The organism is Amycolatopsis taiwanensis DSM 45107, from assembly GCF_000519205.1.
Classification (GTDB): Bacteria; Actinomycetota; Actinomycetes; order Mycobacteriales; family Pseudonocardiaceae; genus Amycolatopsis_E; species Amycolatopsis_E taiwanensis.
In genome coordinates this window covers 1-17,789 of record NZ_JAFB01000027.1, presented here as the reverse complement: position 1 = coordinate 17,789, position 17,789 = coordinate 1, and the positions used below count along the sequence as shown (strand labels likewise).

Here is a 17,789-nt window from a genome sequence, read left to right as displayed (position 1 = left end):
CTCCCGCGCCGCCACCACCGTGACGGGGCTGGGACGCACCGTCGGGTCGGCGCTGACCAACGCGATACCCGCTCTGGGGCGGTTCCGGGACGGGTGGGTCAACACCGACGCCGCCGCATCGGCGTTTTCGGGCCGGATGGGCACCCTCGGCGGACTGGCTCGCACCGCGCTCACCCCAGGAATCACCGGCGTGCAGAACCTCGTCGCCGGATTCCTCGACGCCAGGGCCGCTACCTCGGCGTTCACCGGCAATCTCGGCACCATCGGCGGAGCGCTCCGCCGCGTCGCCGACGCGGGCATCTCGACCGTCTCCACGCTGGGCAGCAGCTTCGCAGCGTTCTCCTCCCGCGCCGCCGCTGATGTCAAAAGCAAACTGGGTGCGGCGTTCGAGCACGTCAAGGGGATGGCGCTGACCACGCTGAGCGCGGTCGGTATCGGCGGCATCGGTGCGCTGGTCGGGTCCGGTATCAAGCGGATCTCTGACATTGAGCAGACCACGAAGGCGCTCGGTGTGCTCACCGGCTCGGCGGAAAAAGCCAAGCTGATGATGGACGATCTGCTCACGTTCGCGAAAACCACGCCGTTTTCGTTCCCGGACATCGCCACCATCGGAAAGAACTTAATCGCGTTCGGCGTCGACACCGCCAAGGTCATTCCGGCGCTGAAAGCCCTCGGCGACGCAGCCGCCGCCAGCGGCAAAGGCGCAGCCGGACTCGCGCAGCTGGGTACGATCCTCGGCCAGGTCGCTGCCAAGGGAAAAATCCAGGGCGACGAGATCCTGCAATTCGCCGAGGCGGGCGTCCCGGCGTTACAGATCCTCGCCAACACCGCAGGCGTCACGTCTGCGGAAATGAGCAAGCGCATCTCGGCAGGCGCTGTCGACTCGAAGTTTGCGCTCGACGCGCTGATCACTGGCATCGAGAACGGCACCAACGGACTCGCCGGACAGACCGCCAAGTTCGGCGGCATCATGCTCGACCAGAAAGACACCCTCGTCGGTGCGCTGGACCTGATGCGTTCGGCAGTGACCTCCAGCATGGCGACACTGCTGGAACCGCTCGTGCCTGCCATGCGGGCGGGTATGGCTCGTGTCGGCGAGGCGTTCAAGGCGCTGCCCGGCATCGTCGCCGAGACCAAAAACCTGATCATCCAAATTGGACTCGCTGACGCCTTTGGTGGGCTCTTTGAGTCAGTGCGCAACCTCGCCATCAACGCCTGGCCCCTGATCAAGGCGTTCGCGACCGGGTTCGTTGCCGCGTTCGGTCCCAGCGTCACATTGCTGATCAACGCTTTGGGCACCGCGCTGGGCTGGGTCGCTGACGCTCTCCGGGGCCTGCAACCCGTGCTCACGCCCCTAGTCGCCGCGCTGGGAGCACTGTGGGGAATCACGACCGCCGTACGGCTGGCCACGATGGCGTGGGGCGCGGCGGTGCTCATTGGCCAGGGGATCGTGCGGGCAATGACGGTGGTCACCGCCGCATGGCGAGTCGGGATGACCGTGCTCCAGGGCGTGATCCTCGCGGTACGGGCCGCGCAATGGCTGCTGAATGCCGCTTGGGCGGCCAGCCCCGTCGGCGTGATCATCGTCGCGATTACCGCGCTCGTCGCCGCGTTTGTGTGGCTGTGGAACAACAGTGAAGGCTTCCGCAACTTCTGGATCGGGCTGTGGAACGGCATCCAGAACGTGGCCGTGTCTGTCTACAATGGATTTTTGCGGCCGATGTTCGACGGGATTGTCACGGCAGTGCGCGCGGTCGGCGCCGCCGCGTCGTGGCTCTGGGCCAATGTCCTGTCGCCGGTGTTCAACGCGATCGGCTTAGCCGCGCGGGTTTTGATCGCGATCATCGTCACGGTACTGGTCACGCCGTTCGTCATCGCGTTCCGAGCGCTGGCCGAGGTCGCGACGTGGCTGTGGACGAACGCGATCTCGCCGGTCTTTTCGTGGATCGCAGCAGGCGCGACGTGGTTGTGGATCAACGCGATTCGGCCGGTGATCGACCTCATTGTGGCTGCCTTCCGGTTCTGGTCCTCGGTCGCGTTGTGGCTCTGGACCAACGGGATCAAACCCGCCATCGACGCGATCGGCGCCGCCGCGACATGGCTATGGACCAACGCGATCTCGCCAGCGGTAGATTTCATCGTCGGCGGATTCCGGCAACTCGGCGACTGGGCGACCTGGCTCTACCAGAAAGCGATCAAGCCAGCCTGGGATGCGATCGGCGCGGCGATCTCATGGGTCTGGTCCAATGTGGTCTCTCCAGCGTTCGGCGCGCTGCGCGTTGCGCTTGACGCGGTGGGCGCCGCCTTCACCTGGATCTATCGCCACGTGATCGAGCCAGCCTGGCGCGGAGTGGGCTCGGCCGTGCGTTGGGTCTACGACAACGCGATCGTCCCGGCGTTCGACGCGGTGAAGGGCGCGGTTCACTCGGTCGGCGAGGCGTTCGACGCAGCGGTGACCTGGATCGGCCAGATCTGGGACAAGATCAAGGGCATCGCGGCGGCGCCGGTCAACTTCGTGATCGAGTGGGTCTATAACCGCGGCATCCGCGCAGTATGGAACTGGGTCGCGGACTTCCTGGGACTGGGCAAGCTCGCTGAGGCCACGCCGATCCAGTTTGCCGGTGGCGGCATCATCCCCGGCTTCGCGCCGGGCCGCGACGACGTGCCCGCACTGCTGTCGCGAGGTGAATCAGTCCTCACACCCGAGGCCACGCGATTGGTCGGCGCAGAAAACGTCTTGGCGCTCAACGCGGCGGCCTCCGGCCGTCCGGCCACTGTGGTGGGCCGTAACGGATACTCCGGCGGCGGGGTGGCGCGGTTCGCGGGTGGCGGTGTGATCGACACAATTCTGTCCTTTGTAGGGGGCATCGCTGACACCGTGGTCGCGCTCTTTAAGGACCCGATCGGCTGGGTCAAGTCGCGGATCGGATTCCCGGACGCGCCCTGGATCACGATGCTGGCCAAGATGCCCGCCGAGCTGATCGGCAAGGCGGTGGACTGGCTCTGGTCCAAGCTCAACCCGTTCTCCTCCAGCGAGGAGGGTGCTCCCACCGTCGGCGGTGATCTGCTCGGGTGGATTCGCGCCGCCATGACGTTCACCGGAGTGCCCGCGAACTGGGAAGGGCCACTACAGACCCTGATCATGCGGGAGTCCGGCGGCAACCCGCGCGCAATCAACCTGACCGACATCAACGCACGGCGCGGAGATCCCAGCCGGGGCCTCATGCAGACCATCGGCGCTACCTTCGCTGCCTATCGTGACCCCCGGCTCTCGGCCGACATCTACGACCCGATCGCCAACATCGTCGCGGGCATCAACTACATCAAGGCGCGCTACGGCACGATCTTCAACGTTCAGCAGGCCGTCGGCGCCACGCCGAAGGGCTACGACCAGGGCGGCTGGCTTCCACCCGGACTGTCCACTGTCTACAACGGCACCGGGAAGCCTGAAGCGGTGTTCACCAGGAAGCAGTACGACGCGATCGTCGGGCGCATCCGTTCCGCCGAGAACATGCGGCCCATCACCGTCTATGCCCGCACCGACGCCGATCCCGAGCACATCGCGCACGTTATCGACCGGCACTTGGCACTCGGGGCACGACTGTAGGGGGTAGTAATGGCGCACGGCGCGAACACCTGGAGCCTGGATTGGCTCACCATGAGCCCGGATGAGGACTACCGCGACAGCCAGGGCGTGCAGTGGCTGGTGACCCAGGAGAAGGGATTCTGGGGCTCGCCGGGCACGAACGCCACGTTCTCCTCCCGGCTGGGTCGGCACGGGGCCTACCGCTCGCCTGGCTGGAAGAAGCAGCGCACGATCACGCTGACCGGGCGTGCCTACGCCGAGGACTACTCCGTGCTGCGGCAAGCCGAAGCGAACGTGCTGGGCCTGCTCTCAGACCCCACGCAGCCGCGGACGCTGACCTGCTACAGCGAGATCGGCGCGCTGACCGCCGAAGTGCATCTCGACGACGAGATCCTGTGCACACCACTGGACGTGATCAGCGAGCCCGGCTTCGAGTTCTCCATCCAGGTCGTTGCACCCGATCCGGCGAAATACTCCCTGGAGCAGCAGGTCATGTCCTCCGGCCTGCCCCACGACACGGGCGACGACGGCTTGGACTTCAACCAGGTGGTCCTGCCTGACACGAACCGAGGTCTCTACTTCGGCCTCGGCGCCGCTGACGATGGGCTGGTCTTCGGCACCTCGAACGCGACGGGATTCATGCGGCTGACCAACCGGGGCACCGCGCCGACCACGCCGATCTACACCCTCTACGGACCACTGACCAACCCGACTCTGACGGCCGGGGCGGCGACCCTGCGCTTCAACGCGGTGCTGTCCGAGGGCGAGTTCGTCGTCATCGACCCGGCGGCCCCGTCGGTGCTGCTCGGCGGCACGGCCGTACGCCGTCAGCTGCTCAACCCGGCCGAGTTCGCCGGGTTCGCGATCCCGCCGGCCTCCGCTTCCGGCGAGCCGGGCCTGCTCTCGGTCGGCTTGACGCACACCGGACCCATCACTGCCACCGGTTACGTCACGGCGAGTTTCCGCGCCGCCTGGTTCTGACCCGATTTCGCTGCCACGAAGGGAGTTCAGCGTGGGCGTGTACTCCGACGAGCCCGATCCGCCGATCTACTACCAAGCGGTCGAATCCTATGACCTCGTGCGCTACACGGACGTGAGTCAGGCGCGATGGTTCATGGACCGGATCAACTACGCCTTCGGCGGCCAGCAGGCCACCAACGTCCGCATGGGCGAGGACGGTGAGACGATCAGATGGTTTGGTTACTACTTCTTGCACTTGGGCGAGTGGCTGTACAAGGGCAACACTGCGTGCAGCGATGAAGTGCTCCGGTTCTCGGGGCTGCGGCCGATCATGACCGAGTGGCCCGACGACCCGCCGCCGGATACCGGGTCCACCGAGCCGGGCACGGGGGTCTGAGCCGTGGTCGCACTCGGATCGTCGGTGGCCTCTGCCTACAGCCCGTGGGCGGTGCAGAGTCGCGTCGGCCTCAGCGATGCGCGGCTGGCGCTGGATTCCGTGCTGATGCCGCGCCCGAACCTGTCCTACATCGACTACCGGAGCGGTGTCATGGCCAGCGGTGACACGGGCGGGGTCGGCGGCAGCTCGCACATGGCGATGCGCGTCAAGCCCGCTAGCTCCGGTCTCGCGGTCACGGTCGAGATGGGCAATTGCGTGATCAACACGCCCGGCTTGGGGGCCTACATGTGCGCGCTGGATTCGGTGAAGACGCTGAGTCTCGCGGCATCCAGCGCTACCACCAACAGGGTCGACTTGATCGTCGCGAGGGTCTATGACGACCTCAACCCCGCGATTGCATCGGCCTCGGGCGTTCGCAAGTTCACCGTGGAAGTCTGGACCGGGGACCCGAGCACGGGCACGGCAACCGTGCCGACGCCCACGCCCAGTTCTGGCTGGCATCCGCTCGCGGCGGTGCGGGTGAACAAGGACGCCACGGCGATCACCACCGACGACATCACCGACATGCGCGGACCAGGCTTGGTCGCCAGGGGCGGGATGAGGTCCCTGTACGGGGCCGACGCCAAACCCGGCTCCTCGGCATTCCAGGAGGCCGGCGCATATCCCGGTGATCAGCGTTGGGTGCACAACGCCGTTTTTCAACACCAGGTGTACTACGGCGACAACGGCGACCCGAAGTACTCCGGGTGGCGCGGCGTGCACAACTGCCTCGTCTACTCCGCGAACCCGCCGCCGGGTGAGCGGACCTGGATCAAAGGCGCGACCGGGATGGCCGAGCTGTGCCGCGTAACGATCCCCGACCTCGGCACCCCTTACATGATCGAGCCGACCGCCCGAGCCTTCCTCGTCCTCTCAGCCCAGGTCGCGGTGGATGTCCGGATCACGTTGGACAGCATCAGCGGCGCGGTCGTCAACTGGCGACGGGAAGACAGCATGGGTGACACCGCTGACCGCACCAAGGTCCCCGGCGTACCGCCGCTGAAGTACGGGCCATTGACCGGCAAGCACGACGTCGTGTTGTCCGTGGCGATCCGCGACATCTTCCAGTCACAGCCAGAGCTTTGGGGTTTTTCCTGGCGTGGCAACGACACCGGGCAGACGCTGTTGCAGGTGTCGGTGCTGCCCTCGACCGTTCCCCCGCCAGCGGTCTGATGGGCGACTGGCGTGTCATGGTGGCCGAGACGGTCACCGGGACCCTGCTCGCCGAGGTCACGCCCCGCGACCTGCCCTCGTTCTCCCGCAAGCTCACCGACAAGGGACAGTGGACGGTCAACCTCATCCCCGACGACCCGGCAAACGCCTCTCTGGACTTCCAGTCGCTCACCGACGTTGGGCGGTTCTCCTGGCTGATCATGTACGACACGATCGTCGTGCAGGCCGGGCCGACTTGGACGCACAGCTACGACGAGAACACGCGAACGCTGTCCGTGTCCGGCACAGGCATTCAAGGGCTGTTCGACCGGCGGGTGCTGCGCAACCCTGCCGGGCACACCGCGATCGTCGACCCGTCCGAGGACCTGACGATCTCGGACAAGTCCCTGCGCGGCATCGCCCGCGAGATCGTCGCGGCGAACCTGGCGCAGACCGGGTTCAGCCTGCCGATCGACCTGCCCGCGCCCGAAGCGGGAACCAATACCAGGACCTACTTCGGCTACGACCTCGCGAAGGTCTGGGAGCGCCTGGACAACCTGTCCAAAGTGATCAGTGGGCCGGAGCTGGATTTCTGGCCGTACCTGGTGCCCGGTCAGAACCGGTTGCGCTGGCAGATGCTCATCGGCTCGCCGCTGCTGGGCGATCAGCAATCCGCGGCGGTCTGGGACTACGGCGGCGCGCTCTCAGCGATCGACGTGGACGTCAACGGTAGCGCCAGCCCGTGCACCCGCGTGTGGGTCAAAGGATCGGGCAGCGAACGCGGCCTGCTGACCGGGTTCGCGGAGGACACCACATTGGTCGGTCTCGGCTTTCCGCCGACCGACTATGTGGACGGTGACCACACCTCCGTGATCGAGCAGCAGACGCTGGAGGACTACGCCGACGCCGACCTGGCCGCGTTCAGCGCGCCCACGGAGACCTGGCGATGCTCGGTCCGCATCGACGGCGCGACCGGTACCGGCATTGAAGTCTCACCCGCGCTGGGCACCTGGAGCCTCGGCGACGCACCGGTCTTTGGCATCTCCGGGCACCCCTGGATTCCCGACGGCCAGTACCGACGCCGCATCCTCGCGTACAGCAGCCAGGACGAGGCATCGCTAGATCTGGACCTGCAACCCACAGCGGCGGTGCTCTGATGCCGACACCACCCGGCACCGGAACGCTGGCCGACCAGATCCGGCGCCTGGAAAGGCGGGTCGAGGAGCTAGGGCGGACCAAGGCCGTACTTCCAGCCTGCGTGGTGCGGCTGACCGGGGCCACCAACGTCGCGGCCGACAGCGACACCTACGCCCAGCAGGGGTGGAGTCCCACCTACGACCCGTTCGGGATGTTGGTGGCGGGCTCAGCCGGAGTACCCGCCTACATCTCGATCACGCGGGCCGGTTACTACCGCGTGCACTACCACTGCTCGGTCGGCGGAGCCAACGCCGTAGCCGGGTGCAAGGTCACGCTCAACGCGCCGACTGTGAACAACGCCATCGCCACCGACGCCGGGAGCATCACCCAGCAGGGCCTCGACGGCGCGGTGCTCGATGCTCAGCGGTCACGGATCTACCTCAGCGTCGGCGACCGGCTCTACTGGTCGGCCTGGTGCTTCGTCGCGGCCACCCTCCGGGCCTCGCAGTTCGGCGTCCCCTCCGAGATCACGGTGCAGGCCATCACCTCCCTGTAACCCGGCCACTGCTCACGAAAGGAGGCAGCGATGACCGACCCCACGGACGAACCGCCGGCCACGACGGCTGGCGAAGAGAGCCACGAAGACATCTCGACGTTCAGTCGACTTAATCCTGAACGTTCACTGTATCTGCATCAATCTCGACCGTTATTCCAAAGTCAAATTTGACAAGAAGGCGGATAAATCGCCGTTTTTCATGCGGAGACTTCTTGTTGGAAAGTAACGTTTTCTCAGCCCAGCTACCTGCCTTCATTGGGCGCGCCTCCGCGTACTCGACATAGTCTTCAACACGAAGAACGGTTCCTTCTTCACCCTCATTGATCCACATTTCGGTGCCGGGCCCTAGGAAGGTGACCCCGCAATCCGCTCCAGCTCTGACTCGATCCCCAACTTGCATCATCTCCCCCTCGTGAGGTCTGGCGTCAACTACCACAAGCGCTCAAAGAATTTCTCACTCAGAATAGCCCCTCTGGCGACAAGAACAACTCTTGCCACAGTTGTAAGCCATTCGGGCCACCGAGCTGGCCCGCCTGGTTCACTCACAGCAGCGCTCGCCGCAGCTCTGAGTGCCCTTGAAAGAGATAAATCGCATTACCCCAATCGAGCGACCGACAGGCTTGTCACCGGGTCGAGCCCCCGTCGGCGGGCGTAGGACACGACGGCGTCGGCGCGGGCGACTCGGCGGCGGGCCGCGGGTGCCGCATCGGCGAGGAAGCCGACGCGGCAGAGGACACCGAACGCCCCGAGAACAAGGATGGTGAGTCCTGATTGGCATGGCGTCTGGCCAACGCACTGATCGACCTCCGCAACGAAGTCAACGCCCGCTGGCCGAACCGGTCCAAGGCCAGCGACGGCACCATCGGCGACGCCGCGCACGCCTCGCGCGACAGCGACCACAACCCCTGGGTGATCGACCGCAACGGCATTGGCGTGGTCCGCGCGATCGACATCACCGCGAACGGCATCGACGCCGCATGGCTCGCCGAGTACCTGCGCCAGCGCGGCCTGACCGGACACGACGGCCGCACAGGAGACCACCGGCTGACCGGCGGCGGGTACGTGATCTACAACCGCCGGATCACCAACGACAACTACTCCGGCTGGCACGCCTACACCGGCAGCAACCCGCACACCAGCCACGTCCACGTGTCGTTCTCCCGGACCAACTACGACGACCGGGCCGGGTGGGGCATCGCCGGAGGCGGCTCCGCGCCAGCTCCCGCACCGTCCGGCCGCCCGACGCTCCAACAGGGATCGACCGGCCAGGCCGTGACCGACCTCCAGGCGTTCCTGAACCGGGTCTACCCCGCGTACTCGAAGCTGGCTGTGGACGGCATCTTCGGCCCGGCGACGGCCGCCGTGGTCTGCGAGTTCCAACGGCGCTCCGGTATCGCCGTGGACGGCATTGTGGGCGCGCAGGCCTGGGCCGCGTTGGGGTTCCGGTGATGGGCGTGAACGACTCCACCAACCGGCGGCCCCGGCCGATCTTGGATGCAATCCGCGATGGCGGATGGAAGACACTACTCGGCACGCTGCTCGCGGCGGCGGTCTCCTTCGGCCTTCTCAACGCAGAGCAAGCCACGCTGCTGGGCAACGTGGTGGCGGCCGTCGTCACACTGATCACCTTCGCGACCTCAGCGGCTGGACAGTTCCACGTGCTCGACCACGCCGAACCCCTGGTGACCCCAGTCGTCGACCCGCACGACCAACTCGGCCGCCCGCTCGTTCCGGCGGCCGACGAGCCCGGGCAACCCACGGCATGACGGCCACCTGCTAGTCTGGCCCTGCGGCGATCACCCGTAGGGAATTGGAAATGCCCCCGTCTGTCCCAAATGGACAGGCGGGGGCCTTTTCGTCGTGCGCCAATAATGTCAGCGATTCATCACTCCATTCACGGATGTCCGCTCAGGACGCCAATTCCTCCAGCGGATCGGACTGGTAGACCGGCGGCTGCTCGCCGAGCAGGACGACCGTAACGCCCTGGCGGCCAAGCCGCTTACGGGCCTCGCGCACATGTGCGTCGGTCGGACCGAACACCGACAGCAGCGGCACCACGACCGCATCGCCGGGCTGCGCATGATCCAGCAGGCGATCGAACGCGGGTGGATGGTGCGGCCCCTGCCAGACGTCAGCGAACACCTCCTGGCAGCCGAGAAATTTCATCCACCAGCTCTGCATGTCCGCCGTCCCGGCAGGAGCGTGCGGGGTCACGCGGACGTAGCCGAAGATCGTCATGCCAGCCCCACGCTTTTCGGGCCGACCGGCAAACCCTCCTCGCGGCGGTGCTGCTCGAATGCGGCGTACACATCGGCCGGAATCACGCCGCGCTCGCCGAGGTCGTAGCCCGCGTCCAGGCCGAACTGGCGGACCATGTCGCGGTAGCGCTTCTTCGCCTTCTCGCGGCTGGGGTCTCCGTTGCGGTCGTGGCGATACCAAGGCTCGCCGTTCACGTTCACACCCGAGCTGGCGGGCAGTGCCTTCGCAGTCTGCGGTCGGACCGGCGCCGAGATCTTCTTGCCGTTGATCGGGCGCTTGTCGAGCTTGTGCTTGCCCAGCTTGGTGGCGACCTCCAGGTACGGGGCCATCAGCTCGCGGAACCCGAGTGCGTTCTCCTCGCAGAGATCCACCGCGAGGTTCTCGCCATCGAAGGCGAAGATCACGGTCTCGCTTGCGAGTGTGTCGTTGTCAAAATCGTCTACCACAGAGACTTTCTTCGCCATATCGCGCTCCTGTCCACTCAGGCCGCAGCGACGGCAGCTCTGGAAGGCTTGGGACGAACGGACTTTCGCCGACGTCCGTTGCGATTACGTGACGTTGTCCGCCGTCCCATCTGCTTTTCAGCAAGAAACAGGCGGATGTGGTCTCTGGCGACCGGCACGTCTGCGAGGTAGCCCTCAACCTCTGGGTAGAGGATGCGCCGCGTGCCGACACGCACGCACGTCCAGGGCTCGCAGTAGTCCACACTGGGCAGACCGCAACGCGCGCATTCCAGCTCCTGGCGCCACTTCTCGTCAACCTGTCCCTCGTTCTCGATGAAGTACGTTCCGAGTTGGTGGGTGAGGTCCCAGTTGTGGTGGAACAAGCGGCAGCGCAAGAACGTCTCTGGCGCTGATTCCAGGTACTCGCGAACTTCCGGGGGAATCCCGGAGGTGTCAGGCATACAGGTTCATCTCCCTCTCTGCGTGTGCCACGTTGCCTGTTGAAACGGATTTAACACGCACAGCGGAGAGTAAGCAACCATGTCGCGTGAGAAATTTCCGCAGGTACTTGCGCGAGACGTGGCCGGTAGGCTCTGCAAGGGATTCCCGAACTGGCCGACGATGCCAGCGCGAGGGCGGCTGGATTGATCAACTAGAAACCCCTGGTCGGAGGTCTTGACCAGGGATTTTACCTTGCCACCGCTGATTGATCCCGAAACGACGTACTCTAGGGTGGCGCCTTTCCGCCCGAGAGGCGACATGCCCCCGGCCGACGGGCCGGGGGTTCTCGGGCGGAGCGGCACGAGGGCGGAATGAAAGGTGCATCCATGCGCAACGAGTACGACTTCGTGGACGACGGCGGAGCCACCGGGCGGCGCATTCGTGAGATCCGGCTGTGGCGCAAGTTGAGCTTGCGTCAAACGGCCGAGCTGTCCGGAATCAGCTTTGGCTACCTGTCCAAGATCGAACGCGGCGAACGGTCCTTGGAGAGCCGGAAGACGCGCGAAGCAATCGCGCGCACGCTGCGAGTATCGCCAGCAGACCTCGGCGGCCCCTACCCCCCGGTGGACTCCACGAGCAACCGCGCCCACCAGGCCCTTGACCCTATTGAAGCCGTTCTGACCGCGTGGCTGCCTGGCGAGGTGCCGGACGAGCGGCCGGCGCGTCCCTGGGGCGACGTGAAGGAGGAACTACGCAAGCTTATCGACGAGCTACGGCCAACCTCGGACTACGCGGCGATGGGCGAACTTGTACCCGACCTCATCCTTGACCTGCTTATTTATGGCGGTGACCCGCAATATGGCCAGTACCGCGAGGAGGCGTTCAGGGGGCTCATCGGCACCTACCACGCCACCGGCCGTGTCACGGCCGCGATGGGATCGGCACACCTGTCCTACCTGATGTCCGACCGCGTTATGCAGACGGCGAAGCTGCTGGACGATCCAGAATGGCTGGGGATCGCGACTTGGACGCGGGCTCACTACATCTCATCGCGGTCCCGGAGCCGCCAGTACCAGGTCGCCGTCGAAGCAGCCGAAATGGCTGGCGCACGCCTGGAATCGCGAGGCATGGGCCACCTGACAGCAGCCTTGGCCAAGGCCGCCCAAGGCGACGCAGACGGAGCCCGGATGCACCTCGCCGAGGCGGACGACATGGCCACCAAGATCGGCGAATTGTCGCTATGGGGCGAAGGAACCATGAACTTCGGCCGGTCGAACGTCGGCATCTGGAGGGTTGGCCTAAACGTCGAGTTGGGGCGCGGTCCTGGCGTTGCCGAGATCGCGAAGGACGTCGCGTGGCAGGCCGCCCCTAGGTCGCGCCAGGGCGCCTATTGGATGGATCTGGGCCGCGGACTCATCCAGGACAAGAAAACCCGTGCACAGGGGCTAGCGGCACTCCTGCAAGCCGAGGAGTTGACTCCGCAGCAGGTACGGAACAACCAGTTCGTGCGGGACGCGGTGACCTCGATGATGACCGTCGCTCGTCGCGACGCCGGGGGCCGCGAGTTGCGGGGACTGGCCTGGCGAATGGGCGTTGCTCCTATCGGGTGAAACCGGGTGAGCGTGTCCTTTGGGGACACGCTCACCCCTTGACCTCGGCATAGGTTCGGACCTCCGGACACAGGAGGTCAACACATGAACACCGAACGCGGTGATCACTCGTGAATGCCCTGGTCAGCAGCGGTATCCTGAATTCTGCCGAGGACTTTGTTCCCGACCCCGATACCGCCCTTGACGTTGCCGCCATGACCGTCCTCGGCACGCACGGGTTCGTCTACAGTGGCTCGCTTCCCGACTTGTCGGAGATCTACTGCCGTCGCTTCACCAGCCGCCATGTCGACTTGATGTCTCTGTCGTTCGGCGAGAAGCCCTCTGGTGTCTGCCGGTATGAACAGTGCGATTTTCCTTGGCCGCGAGGCGATGCGCCCGAACCGGAGATCGTCGTTACCGGTTCTCTGCTCGATGTGGTGCGCGAAGTTCTGGAATGGCCTGTCTGAGTCCCAGTCTCCGGCTGGGGGTATGTGCGGCCCCGAACGCGCGTGCCCTCGGCCGGGCTCCATAACACCCGGTTCGAAAAGTGCGGGAAATGATGGCGTCTCACGGTGATCCACTCGTCGCTATTAGCAAAGCGCTGATCTTTCTTCTGGTTTGTTTTCTTATCGTCCAATACGCGCTCTAGCTGAACCGATTGCTGGCCCGCGAGAATTTCCACCGAGAGGGCGCCATGAGCGACTTCGAGCTGCGGATGACCTCCCCGCGTTATCACCGCTATAAGCCGTCCTAGCTCCGGCGGCTGTTGTCCCATAAGCATCCTGCTCGGTCCACCTTCCCCTCCCCGGACCGAGCAGGACCTAAGCGGCGGCGGTCCTGCCGTTGACCCCTGACCCCTCCGGAAGGGCCGCCGCCTCCCACCTCCGAGGAAGACGCACGATGCCGCCACCCACCGACGAAGAAGTGCCGCACATCGCCGCCATCAAGCGCAGCGTCGAAGCCGGTTTTGAGTTCCGGGCCCTGCGTGGAGCCGACGGTTTGGCCATCGCCGTGCTCCATGCTGAGCGACGAGGGAACGAAGTCGTGGAGACCTACACGGTCCAAGCCATGACCGAAGCCGTCGCTGCGCGCTTCCGGGCCGAGGATTACCCAACGGGCAATCCGCTCTGGCAGGAACACGGCACAGTGGAAGAGGTCATCACTGCGCTTCTCGCGCTGCCGCCGCACGGTGCGCCCGGCGATCTCTGATGCCGATGAACCCGTATTACTGGAACACGGCAAATGTGTATGAAGTGAGTCCAGCCGAGCAGACCATGGAGATGGGTTCGGTGGCACGGCGGAGGCCGCTTCATGCGTGGGTGACGACTCCACAGCAGACGGAAGAAGTTCACCCTGATCCGGAGTCGACTGACGTGCTGTGGCCAGTATCTTTCCCGCAGGCGTATGAAAACCTGTCCGACCCGCGTAACAGATAGGCCAATGCGGCGCGGAAACCGGACTTGCTCCCACCTCGTGAAAAGCACGAGCTGGCGCGCCGGGTCGGGTCTGGTCGCGGTCAAGCTAATCGAGCGAGAGGAGGTGATTTAGGACATGACAACGGCAGTGGGGGAAGAGACCATGCTTGCCAAGCCGGAGGCCAAGAAGAGCTTGGTTTCCCGGCTGGTGGAGCTGGTCAAGAACCCGAAGGCGTGGATCTTCATGATCGCCCTGTGATGGGAGTGTGCACCACGGGCAGGTGTCGGCATGTCGTGTGCCGACTTCCGCCTGGCTCAATGCTCTGAACCGCTTGTAGAGCCAGCAGCACCCAGGCACCTTCCCTCCGCGCGTGCCAAAAGGGCTCGAATGGAGGTAGGCACCGCTGGCGAATCACGCCAGCGTGCAGAACGAGCAGCGAAGGGAGGGAAATCAGATGGAAGAGCAGGACAACCTGGTGATCAGTGTGCGGCCGGTGTCGGTCGTGCGTGACCGCGTCGATCTCTCGCACGGCGACCCGTCCAAGTCCGGCGGTGGCGATGGCCACGGCGACCAGGGCGGCGACGGACTGAACATCCCGGAGTAACCGCGAAGTCATGGTGGGCAGATCGAGGTGCGGTCGGTCTGCCCACCTTTCATACGAATGGAGGGGCATGTGGATCACGTTCTGATTGAGTCGATCGAGAAAGCGTTGGGGTGGGGCGATTCTCGGCCGCTTGGGACCGGGTTCGCTCATGGCAGCATGGACGATCTGAAGCTGTGCCAACGAATACTGACTCCGACGCGCCTGTTGGATGTCATCATGCGCCGGGCGCTGGCATTTCCCCAGTTTCGGGTGTTCCAGCACGGTGAAGAACTGCACCCGGACCGGTACCTGCGCAACACGGTGACCCGCCGTGGACGGAGCTTGTCGATGGCGCGCATGGAACGGCTTTCGCAGTTCCTCACCGACGGCTGCACCGTCGTGCTGGACACGCTCGACTCGTTCGACCCGGCGATGGAGATCGCCTGCCAGGCGTTGCAGTGGTGGTCCCGTGAGCTAGTGCAGGTGAACACATACCTGACCACCGCTGACGCGGCTGGGTTCGACTTGCACTGGGATGACCACGACGTCTTGATCGTGCAGCTCGGCGGCGAGAAGTCCTGGGAGGTGCGCGGCACCAGCCGCGTTGCTCCGATGTACCGAGACACCGAACACTCCGGTGAGCCGCCCGAGGAGATCGTCTGGTCCGGCACCATGCGGACCGGAGACGTCATGCACATCCCGCGCGGCTATTGGCACCAGGCCACCCGCACCGACCGATCCGGCGACGGTGCGGGCTACAGCCTGCACGCGACGTTCGGCTTCGTGAAACGGACCGGGGTGGACTGGCTGTCGTGGGTCGCAGACCGATCCCGCGCCGACGAAGCGTTCCGGCACGACCTCGACCGCGACGGCGGCTCGGCAACGCTCGCCACGCGCGTTCCGCAGCTCTTGGCGCAATACCCGCAGGAGGTGTTCCTAGCCGCCCGTGAACAGGAACGCCCATCGCGGCGGCATGTCAGGACGGGCGGAATCTTCGGGCCGATCACCGACGTGGTGTGCATGACCGATTTCCCGCCATACATCAGCGTGAACGACTCCACGGTCGAAGTTGTGGCCGTCGGCAAGGCACTGACCTTTGCCGCCAAGGCGGAACCGGCGCTGCGCCTGCTGCTCTCGGGCAATCCAGCAAACATCCAACAGGTCACCGAGACCACAGGAATCAATGCCAACGTGCTCGCCAGGACCCTGCTCGATGAAGGGCTGTGCGGCGAACTGACCGAGGAACTGGCGGCAGGCTACCTCGGCGTAGGTTCACACACCCCGTAGATCCGCAAGCAGAACGTCCGCAGCCGCCCGCGCGGGCTCCGATAGCGGCGTCGGCGCTCCGCGACGGGCGGCAACCCGGATCGCGTTCGCGCACTGCAACAGTTGCGCGAGCTTGCCCGAACGGGTCTCAAGATCAGCGGCGAATTCGTGTTGAATCCGCGCGGCTATCCGGGGATCAGGTAACGCCGATTGCCAAAGCGTCGCAGCATCGTGCCCACGCGGAGCCGCACCCCAATCCTCCCAGTCAATGATGTGGCCTTCGACGGAAACGTTGCCCCAGTGCACGTCCGTGTGCGCAGTCGCCCACTCATCCACGCCGGTGTCGACGCCGTCGAAGACCTCGTTGATCCTCTTGGTGAGGTGAGCTTGGCTCATCCCGACCCGCTCGGTGGGGTGCGCCCCCAGCGCGGCCAGCGACTCCCGCAGCCCTGCCCACCACGAATCCGGCAGCGTCGCTGCCGTCGCAAGATTGCCCACCACCGGGGCGGTGATCAGCTCTACCTCGTCCGCACGCCACACGACGTCCCTGCTCTGATCGGTCCACGTAGCGCTTTGGAACCACTCGGGCTTCTTGACACCACGGATCGTCGCTGCGGCTTCCAAGCCGATCCACACCGCGCTGTTGATCCGCCACCGATGGCGGCGTTCCACCCGAACCCAAGTGCCGCCGCCGGTACGGAAACCTTCCGTAGCACCGTGCTCCCCGTACACCACCGACGCTCGATCGAGACGCACCCCCAACGCCTGCTCGACACGGGCAAGAACATCCTCGTGCCGGCCCTCACGGACGTCGAAAACCGCAGACGGCTGAGTAGCGGTCACAGCAAAAGGCTCCTTCGACCTGGATAGCAACGGACCAATCATCCACCAGGGTTCACCGCTGGAAGTCGACGATCAGCTTATCCGCCTCGCGGGTGGCCAGCTCACGCAGCTCATCCGGAATGGACCAATCGCACAGGATCTTCGCCACAGAGAACAGCGCCATGAGCTTGCCCGGCCTGGACTCCAGGTCGGCACGGCGCTCGTGGTAGACCCGCTCGGCCAGTTCCGGGACGGTCAACGAGCTTGCCCACAGGTTCGCCGCGTCCAGTCCGCGCGGCGCCATGCCGTGATCTTCCCAGTCCAAGATCCAAAACTCTGGTCCGGTGACGTTGGACCAGTTCAAGTCCCCGTGTGCGGGCACCCACGGCTCGGTGATTGTCGTGTCCACGCGGCCGGGGAAGGCCCGCTCGATCTCGCGGGTGACCAGCGCTTGCGTGATCACTTCCGTGTCCGGCGTGGCGATTCGAGTGGTGTGCTGACCGGCGAGAGCGTCTAGCGATTCGTTCAGAGCACCCCACCACCCGCCTGGCAGGGCAACGTCGCTGCGCAAAGGACCGCGCTGGATCGGTCCGGCGGTGATCAGCTCGACGTCATCAGCACGCCAGACGACACCCTCGGCCTGATCGAGCCAACTGAGTCCTCGGTACCAGGCAGGTTTGGCAATGTCACGCAACAGTTCCGCCGCCTCCATACCGTTGCCCGCTTGCCCCTGCGCGGCGATCTTCGCCAATGGACGGGCCTCGATTCGAACCCACGTCCCGCAGTTGCTGCGTGCGCCAACGGAGCGCCGTTTCCGAACCAGCGTTTCCGGGGCGAGACCGACTCCAAACACCTGCTCAACGCGGGCTACAGAGGTTGAATGGTCAGGGTTAGGGTGGCTCGGGTTCGAGGGTGAGGCCGGTTTGGGCGAGGAAGCTGGTCAGCAGGTTCGGTCGGTATTGGATGCGTTTGAGTCGGTTGCGCACGATCGCGGCGAGGTGGTCCACGGTGGTGACGGCGAGGTTGCCCAGGCTGCGTTTGACGTGGGACCAGACGCTTTCGATCGGGTTGAGGTCGGGGGCGTAGGCGGGTAGCTGGATGACGTGCAGCCAGTCCCGGGCAGCGACCAGCTGGCGCATCGCA

At 65.3% G+C, this 17,789-nt stretch carries 21 protein-coding genes; 14 read left to right on the top strand and 7 right to left on the bottom strand.

Annotated elements, in window-relative coordinates; translation table 11 throughout:
• Window positions 1–19 precede the first annotated feature (19 nt).
• Genes A3CU_RS0121375 through A3CU_RS0121350 form a run of 6 tightly spaced genes read left to right on the top strand, consistent with a single transcriptional unit; the run spans window position 20 to window position 7,827 of the window.
• Window positions 20–3,607, top strand: a complete 3,588-nt coding sequence (locus A3CU_RS0121375; RefSeq protein ID WP_156960468.1) for a tape measure protein — start codon at window positions 20–22, stop codon at window positions 3,605–3,607.
• Between the two features lie 9 nt (window positions 3,608–3,616).
• A complete protein-coding gene (locus A3CU_RS0121370; protein ID WP_027944025.1) occupies window positions 3,617–4,567 on the top strand; it encodes a phage tail family protein in 951 nt (316 codons plus the stop codon).
• Window positions 4,568–4,598: 31 nt separating this feature from the next.
• Window positions 4,599–4,943, top strand: coding sequence for a hypothetical protein (locus tag A3CU_RS0121365; protein WP_027944024.1), 345 nt, complete (start codon window positions 4,599–4,601; stop codon window positions 4,941–4,943).
• 24 nt (window positions 4,944–4,967) lie between these two features.
• Window positions 4,968–6,155: a hypothetical protein gene (locus tag A3CU_RS0121360; RefSeq protein WP_156960467.1), complete on the top strand. Its 1,188-nt coding sequence runs from the start codon at window positions 4,968–4,970 to the stop codon at window positions 6,153–6,155.
• On the top strand, window positions 6,155–7,291 hold the full coding sequence (locus A3CU_RS0121355) for a hypothetical protein (protein WP_027944022.1): 1,137 nt from the start codon (window positions 6,155–6,157) through the stop codon (window positions 7,289–7,291). The genes A3CU_RS0121360 and A3CU_RS0121355 overlap by 1 nt, the downstream gene beginning before the upstream one ends.
• Window positions 7,291–7,827 (top strand): hypothetical protein, encoded by a 537-nt coding sequence (locus tag A3CU_RS0121350; RefSeq protein WP_027944021.1) that lies wholly within the window; start codon window positions 7,291–7,293, stop codon window positions 7,825–7,827. The genes A3CU_RS0121355 and A3CU_RS0121350 overlap by 1 nt, the downstream gene beginning before the upstream one ends.
• 109 nt (window positions 7,828–7,936) lie before the next feature.
• On the opposite strand, the gene A3CU_RS52555 is transcribed toward A3CU_RS0121350, so the two are convergent.
• Window positions 7,937–8,230: a hypothetical protein gene (locus A3CU_RS52555; protein ID WP_156960466.1), complete on the bottom strand. Its 294-nt coding sequence runs from the start codon at window positions 8,228–8,230 to the stop codon at window positions 7,937–7,939.
• Between the two features lie 368 nt (window positions 8,231–8,598).
• Between A3CU_RS52555 and A3CU_RS49920 the strand changes: the two genes are divergently transcribed.
• The gene (locus tag A3CU_RS49920; protein WP_052371954.1) at window positions 8,599–9,276 is read left to right on the top strand and encodes a peptidoglycan-binding domain-containing protein; all 678 of its coding nucleotides are present in this window, start codon (window positions 8,599–8,601) and stop codon (window positions 9,274–9,276) included.
• Window positions 9,277–9,281: 5 nt separating this feature from the next.
• On the top strand, window positions 9,282–9,593 hold the full coding sequence (locus tag A3CU_RS45925) for a hypothetical protein (RefSeq protein WP_156960465.1): 312 nt from the start codon (window positions 9,282–9,284) through the stop codon (window positions 9,591–9,593).
• A gap of 142 nt (window positions 9,594–9,735) precedes the next feature.
• On the opposite strand, the gene A3CU_RS0121335 is transcribed toward A3CU_RS45925, so the two are convergent.
• Genes A3CU_RS0121335 through A3CU_RS52550 form a run of 3 tightly spaced genes read right to left on the bottom strand, consistent with a single transcriptional unit; the run spans window position 9,736 to window position 10,990 of the window.
• Complete coding sequence (locus A3CU_RS0121335; RefSeq protein ID WP_027944020.1) at window positions 9,736–10,065, bottom strand: recombinase family protein; 330 nt, start codon at window positions 10,063–10,065, stop codon at window positions 9,736–9,738.
• A complete protein-coding gene (locus tag A3CU_RS0121330) occupies window positions 10,062–10,550 on the bottom strand; it encodes an Lsr2 dimerization domain-containing protein (RefSeq protein ID WP_027944019.1) in 489 nt (162 codons plus the stop codon). The genes A3CU_RS0121335 and A3CU_RS0121330 overlap by 4 nt, the downstream gene beginning before the upstream one ends.
• Before the next feature lie 17 nt (window positions 10,551–10,567).
• Complete coding sequence (locus A3CU_RS52550) at window positions 10,568–10,990, bottom strand: hypothetical protein (RefSeq protein ID WP_156960464.1); 423 nt, start codon at window positions 10,988–10,990, stop codon at window positions 10,568–10,570.
• A gap of 366 nt (window positions 10,991–11,356) precedes the next feature.
• Between A3CU_RS52550 and A3CU_RS0121325 the strand changes: the two genes are divergently transcribed.
• The 6 genes from A3CU_RS0121325 (at window position 11,357) to A3CU_RS0121300 (ending at window position 15,845) form a co-directional block, all read left to right on the top strand.
• Window positions 11,357–12,580 (top strand): helix-turn-helix domain-containing protein, encoded by a 1,224-nt coding sequence (locus A3CU_RS0121325; RefSeq protein WP_043842004.1) that lies wholly within the window; start codon window positions 11,357–11,359, stop codon window positions 12,578–12,580.
• Window positions 12,581–12,690: 110 nt separating this feature from the next.
• Entirely contained in the window at window positions 12,691–13,026 is a 336-nt protein-coding gene (locus A3CU_RS0121320; protein ID WP_027944017.1) for a hypothetical protein, read from the top strand.
• A gap of 433 nt (window positions 13,027–13,459) precedes the next feature.
• Window positions 13,460–13,768, top strand: coding sequence for a hypothetical protein (locus A3CU_RS45920; RefSeq protein WP_052371953.1), 309 nt, complete (start codon window positions 13,460–13,462; stop codon window positions 13,766–13,768).
• Between the two features lie 342 nt (window positions 13,769–14,110).
• Window positions 14,111–14,233 carry a hypothetical protein gene (locus A3CU_RS55175; RefSeq protein WP_281174132.1) on the top strand — a complete coding sequence of 41 codons (123 nt, stop codon included), beginning with the start codon at window positions 14,111–14,113 and terminating at the stop codon, window positions 14,231–14,233.
• Between the two features lie 196 nt (window positions 14,234–14,429).
• Complete coding sequence (locus A3CU_RS53555; protein ID WP_169739668.1) at window positions 14,430–14,579, top strand: hypothetical protein; 150 nt, start codon at window positions 14,430–14,432, stop codon at window positions 14,577–14,579.
• Window positions 14,580–14,735: 156 nt separating this feature from the next.
• Complete coding sequence (locus A3CU_RS0121300; RefSeq protein ID WP_211246480.1) at window positions 14,736–15,845, top strand: JmjC domain-containing protein; 1,110 nt, start codon at window positions 14,736–14,738, stop codon at window positions 15,843–15,845.
• On the opposite strand, the gene A3CU_RS0121295 is transcribed toward A3CU_RS0121300, so the two are convergent.
• The 3 genes from A3CU_RS0121295 to A3CU_RS0121285 form a co-directional block, all read right to left on the bottom strand.
• A complete protein-coding gene (locus tag A3CU_RS0121295; RefSeq protein ID WP_245617246.1) occupies window positions 15,831–16,709 on the bottom strand; it encodes a hypothetical protein in 879 nt (292 codons plus the stop codon). The two genes, A3CU_RS0121300 and A3CU_RS0121295, sit on opposite strands and share 15 nt — an antisense overlap.
• A gap of 10 nt (window positions 16,710–16,719) precedes the next feature.
• Window positions 16,720–17,397, bottom strand: coding sequence for a hypothetical protein (locus A3CU_RS0121290; RefSeq protein WP_027944014.1), 678 nt, complete (start codon window positions 17,395–17,397; stop codon window positions 16,720–16,722).
• A 139-nt stretch (window positions 17,398–17,536) separates the two neighbouring features.
• A partial coding sequence (locus A3CU_RS0121285; protein WP_027944013.1) for a transposase occupies window positions 17,537–17,789 on the bottom strand: 253 nt, incomplete at its 5' end.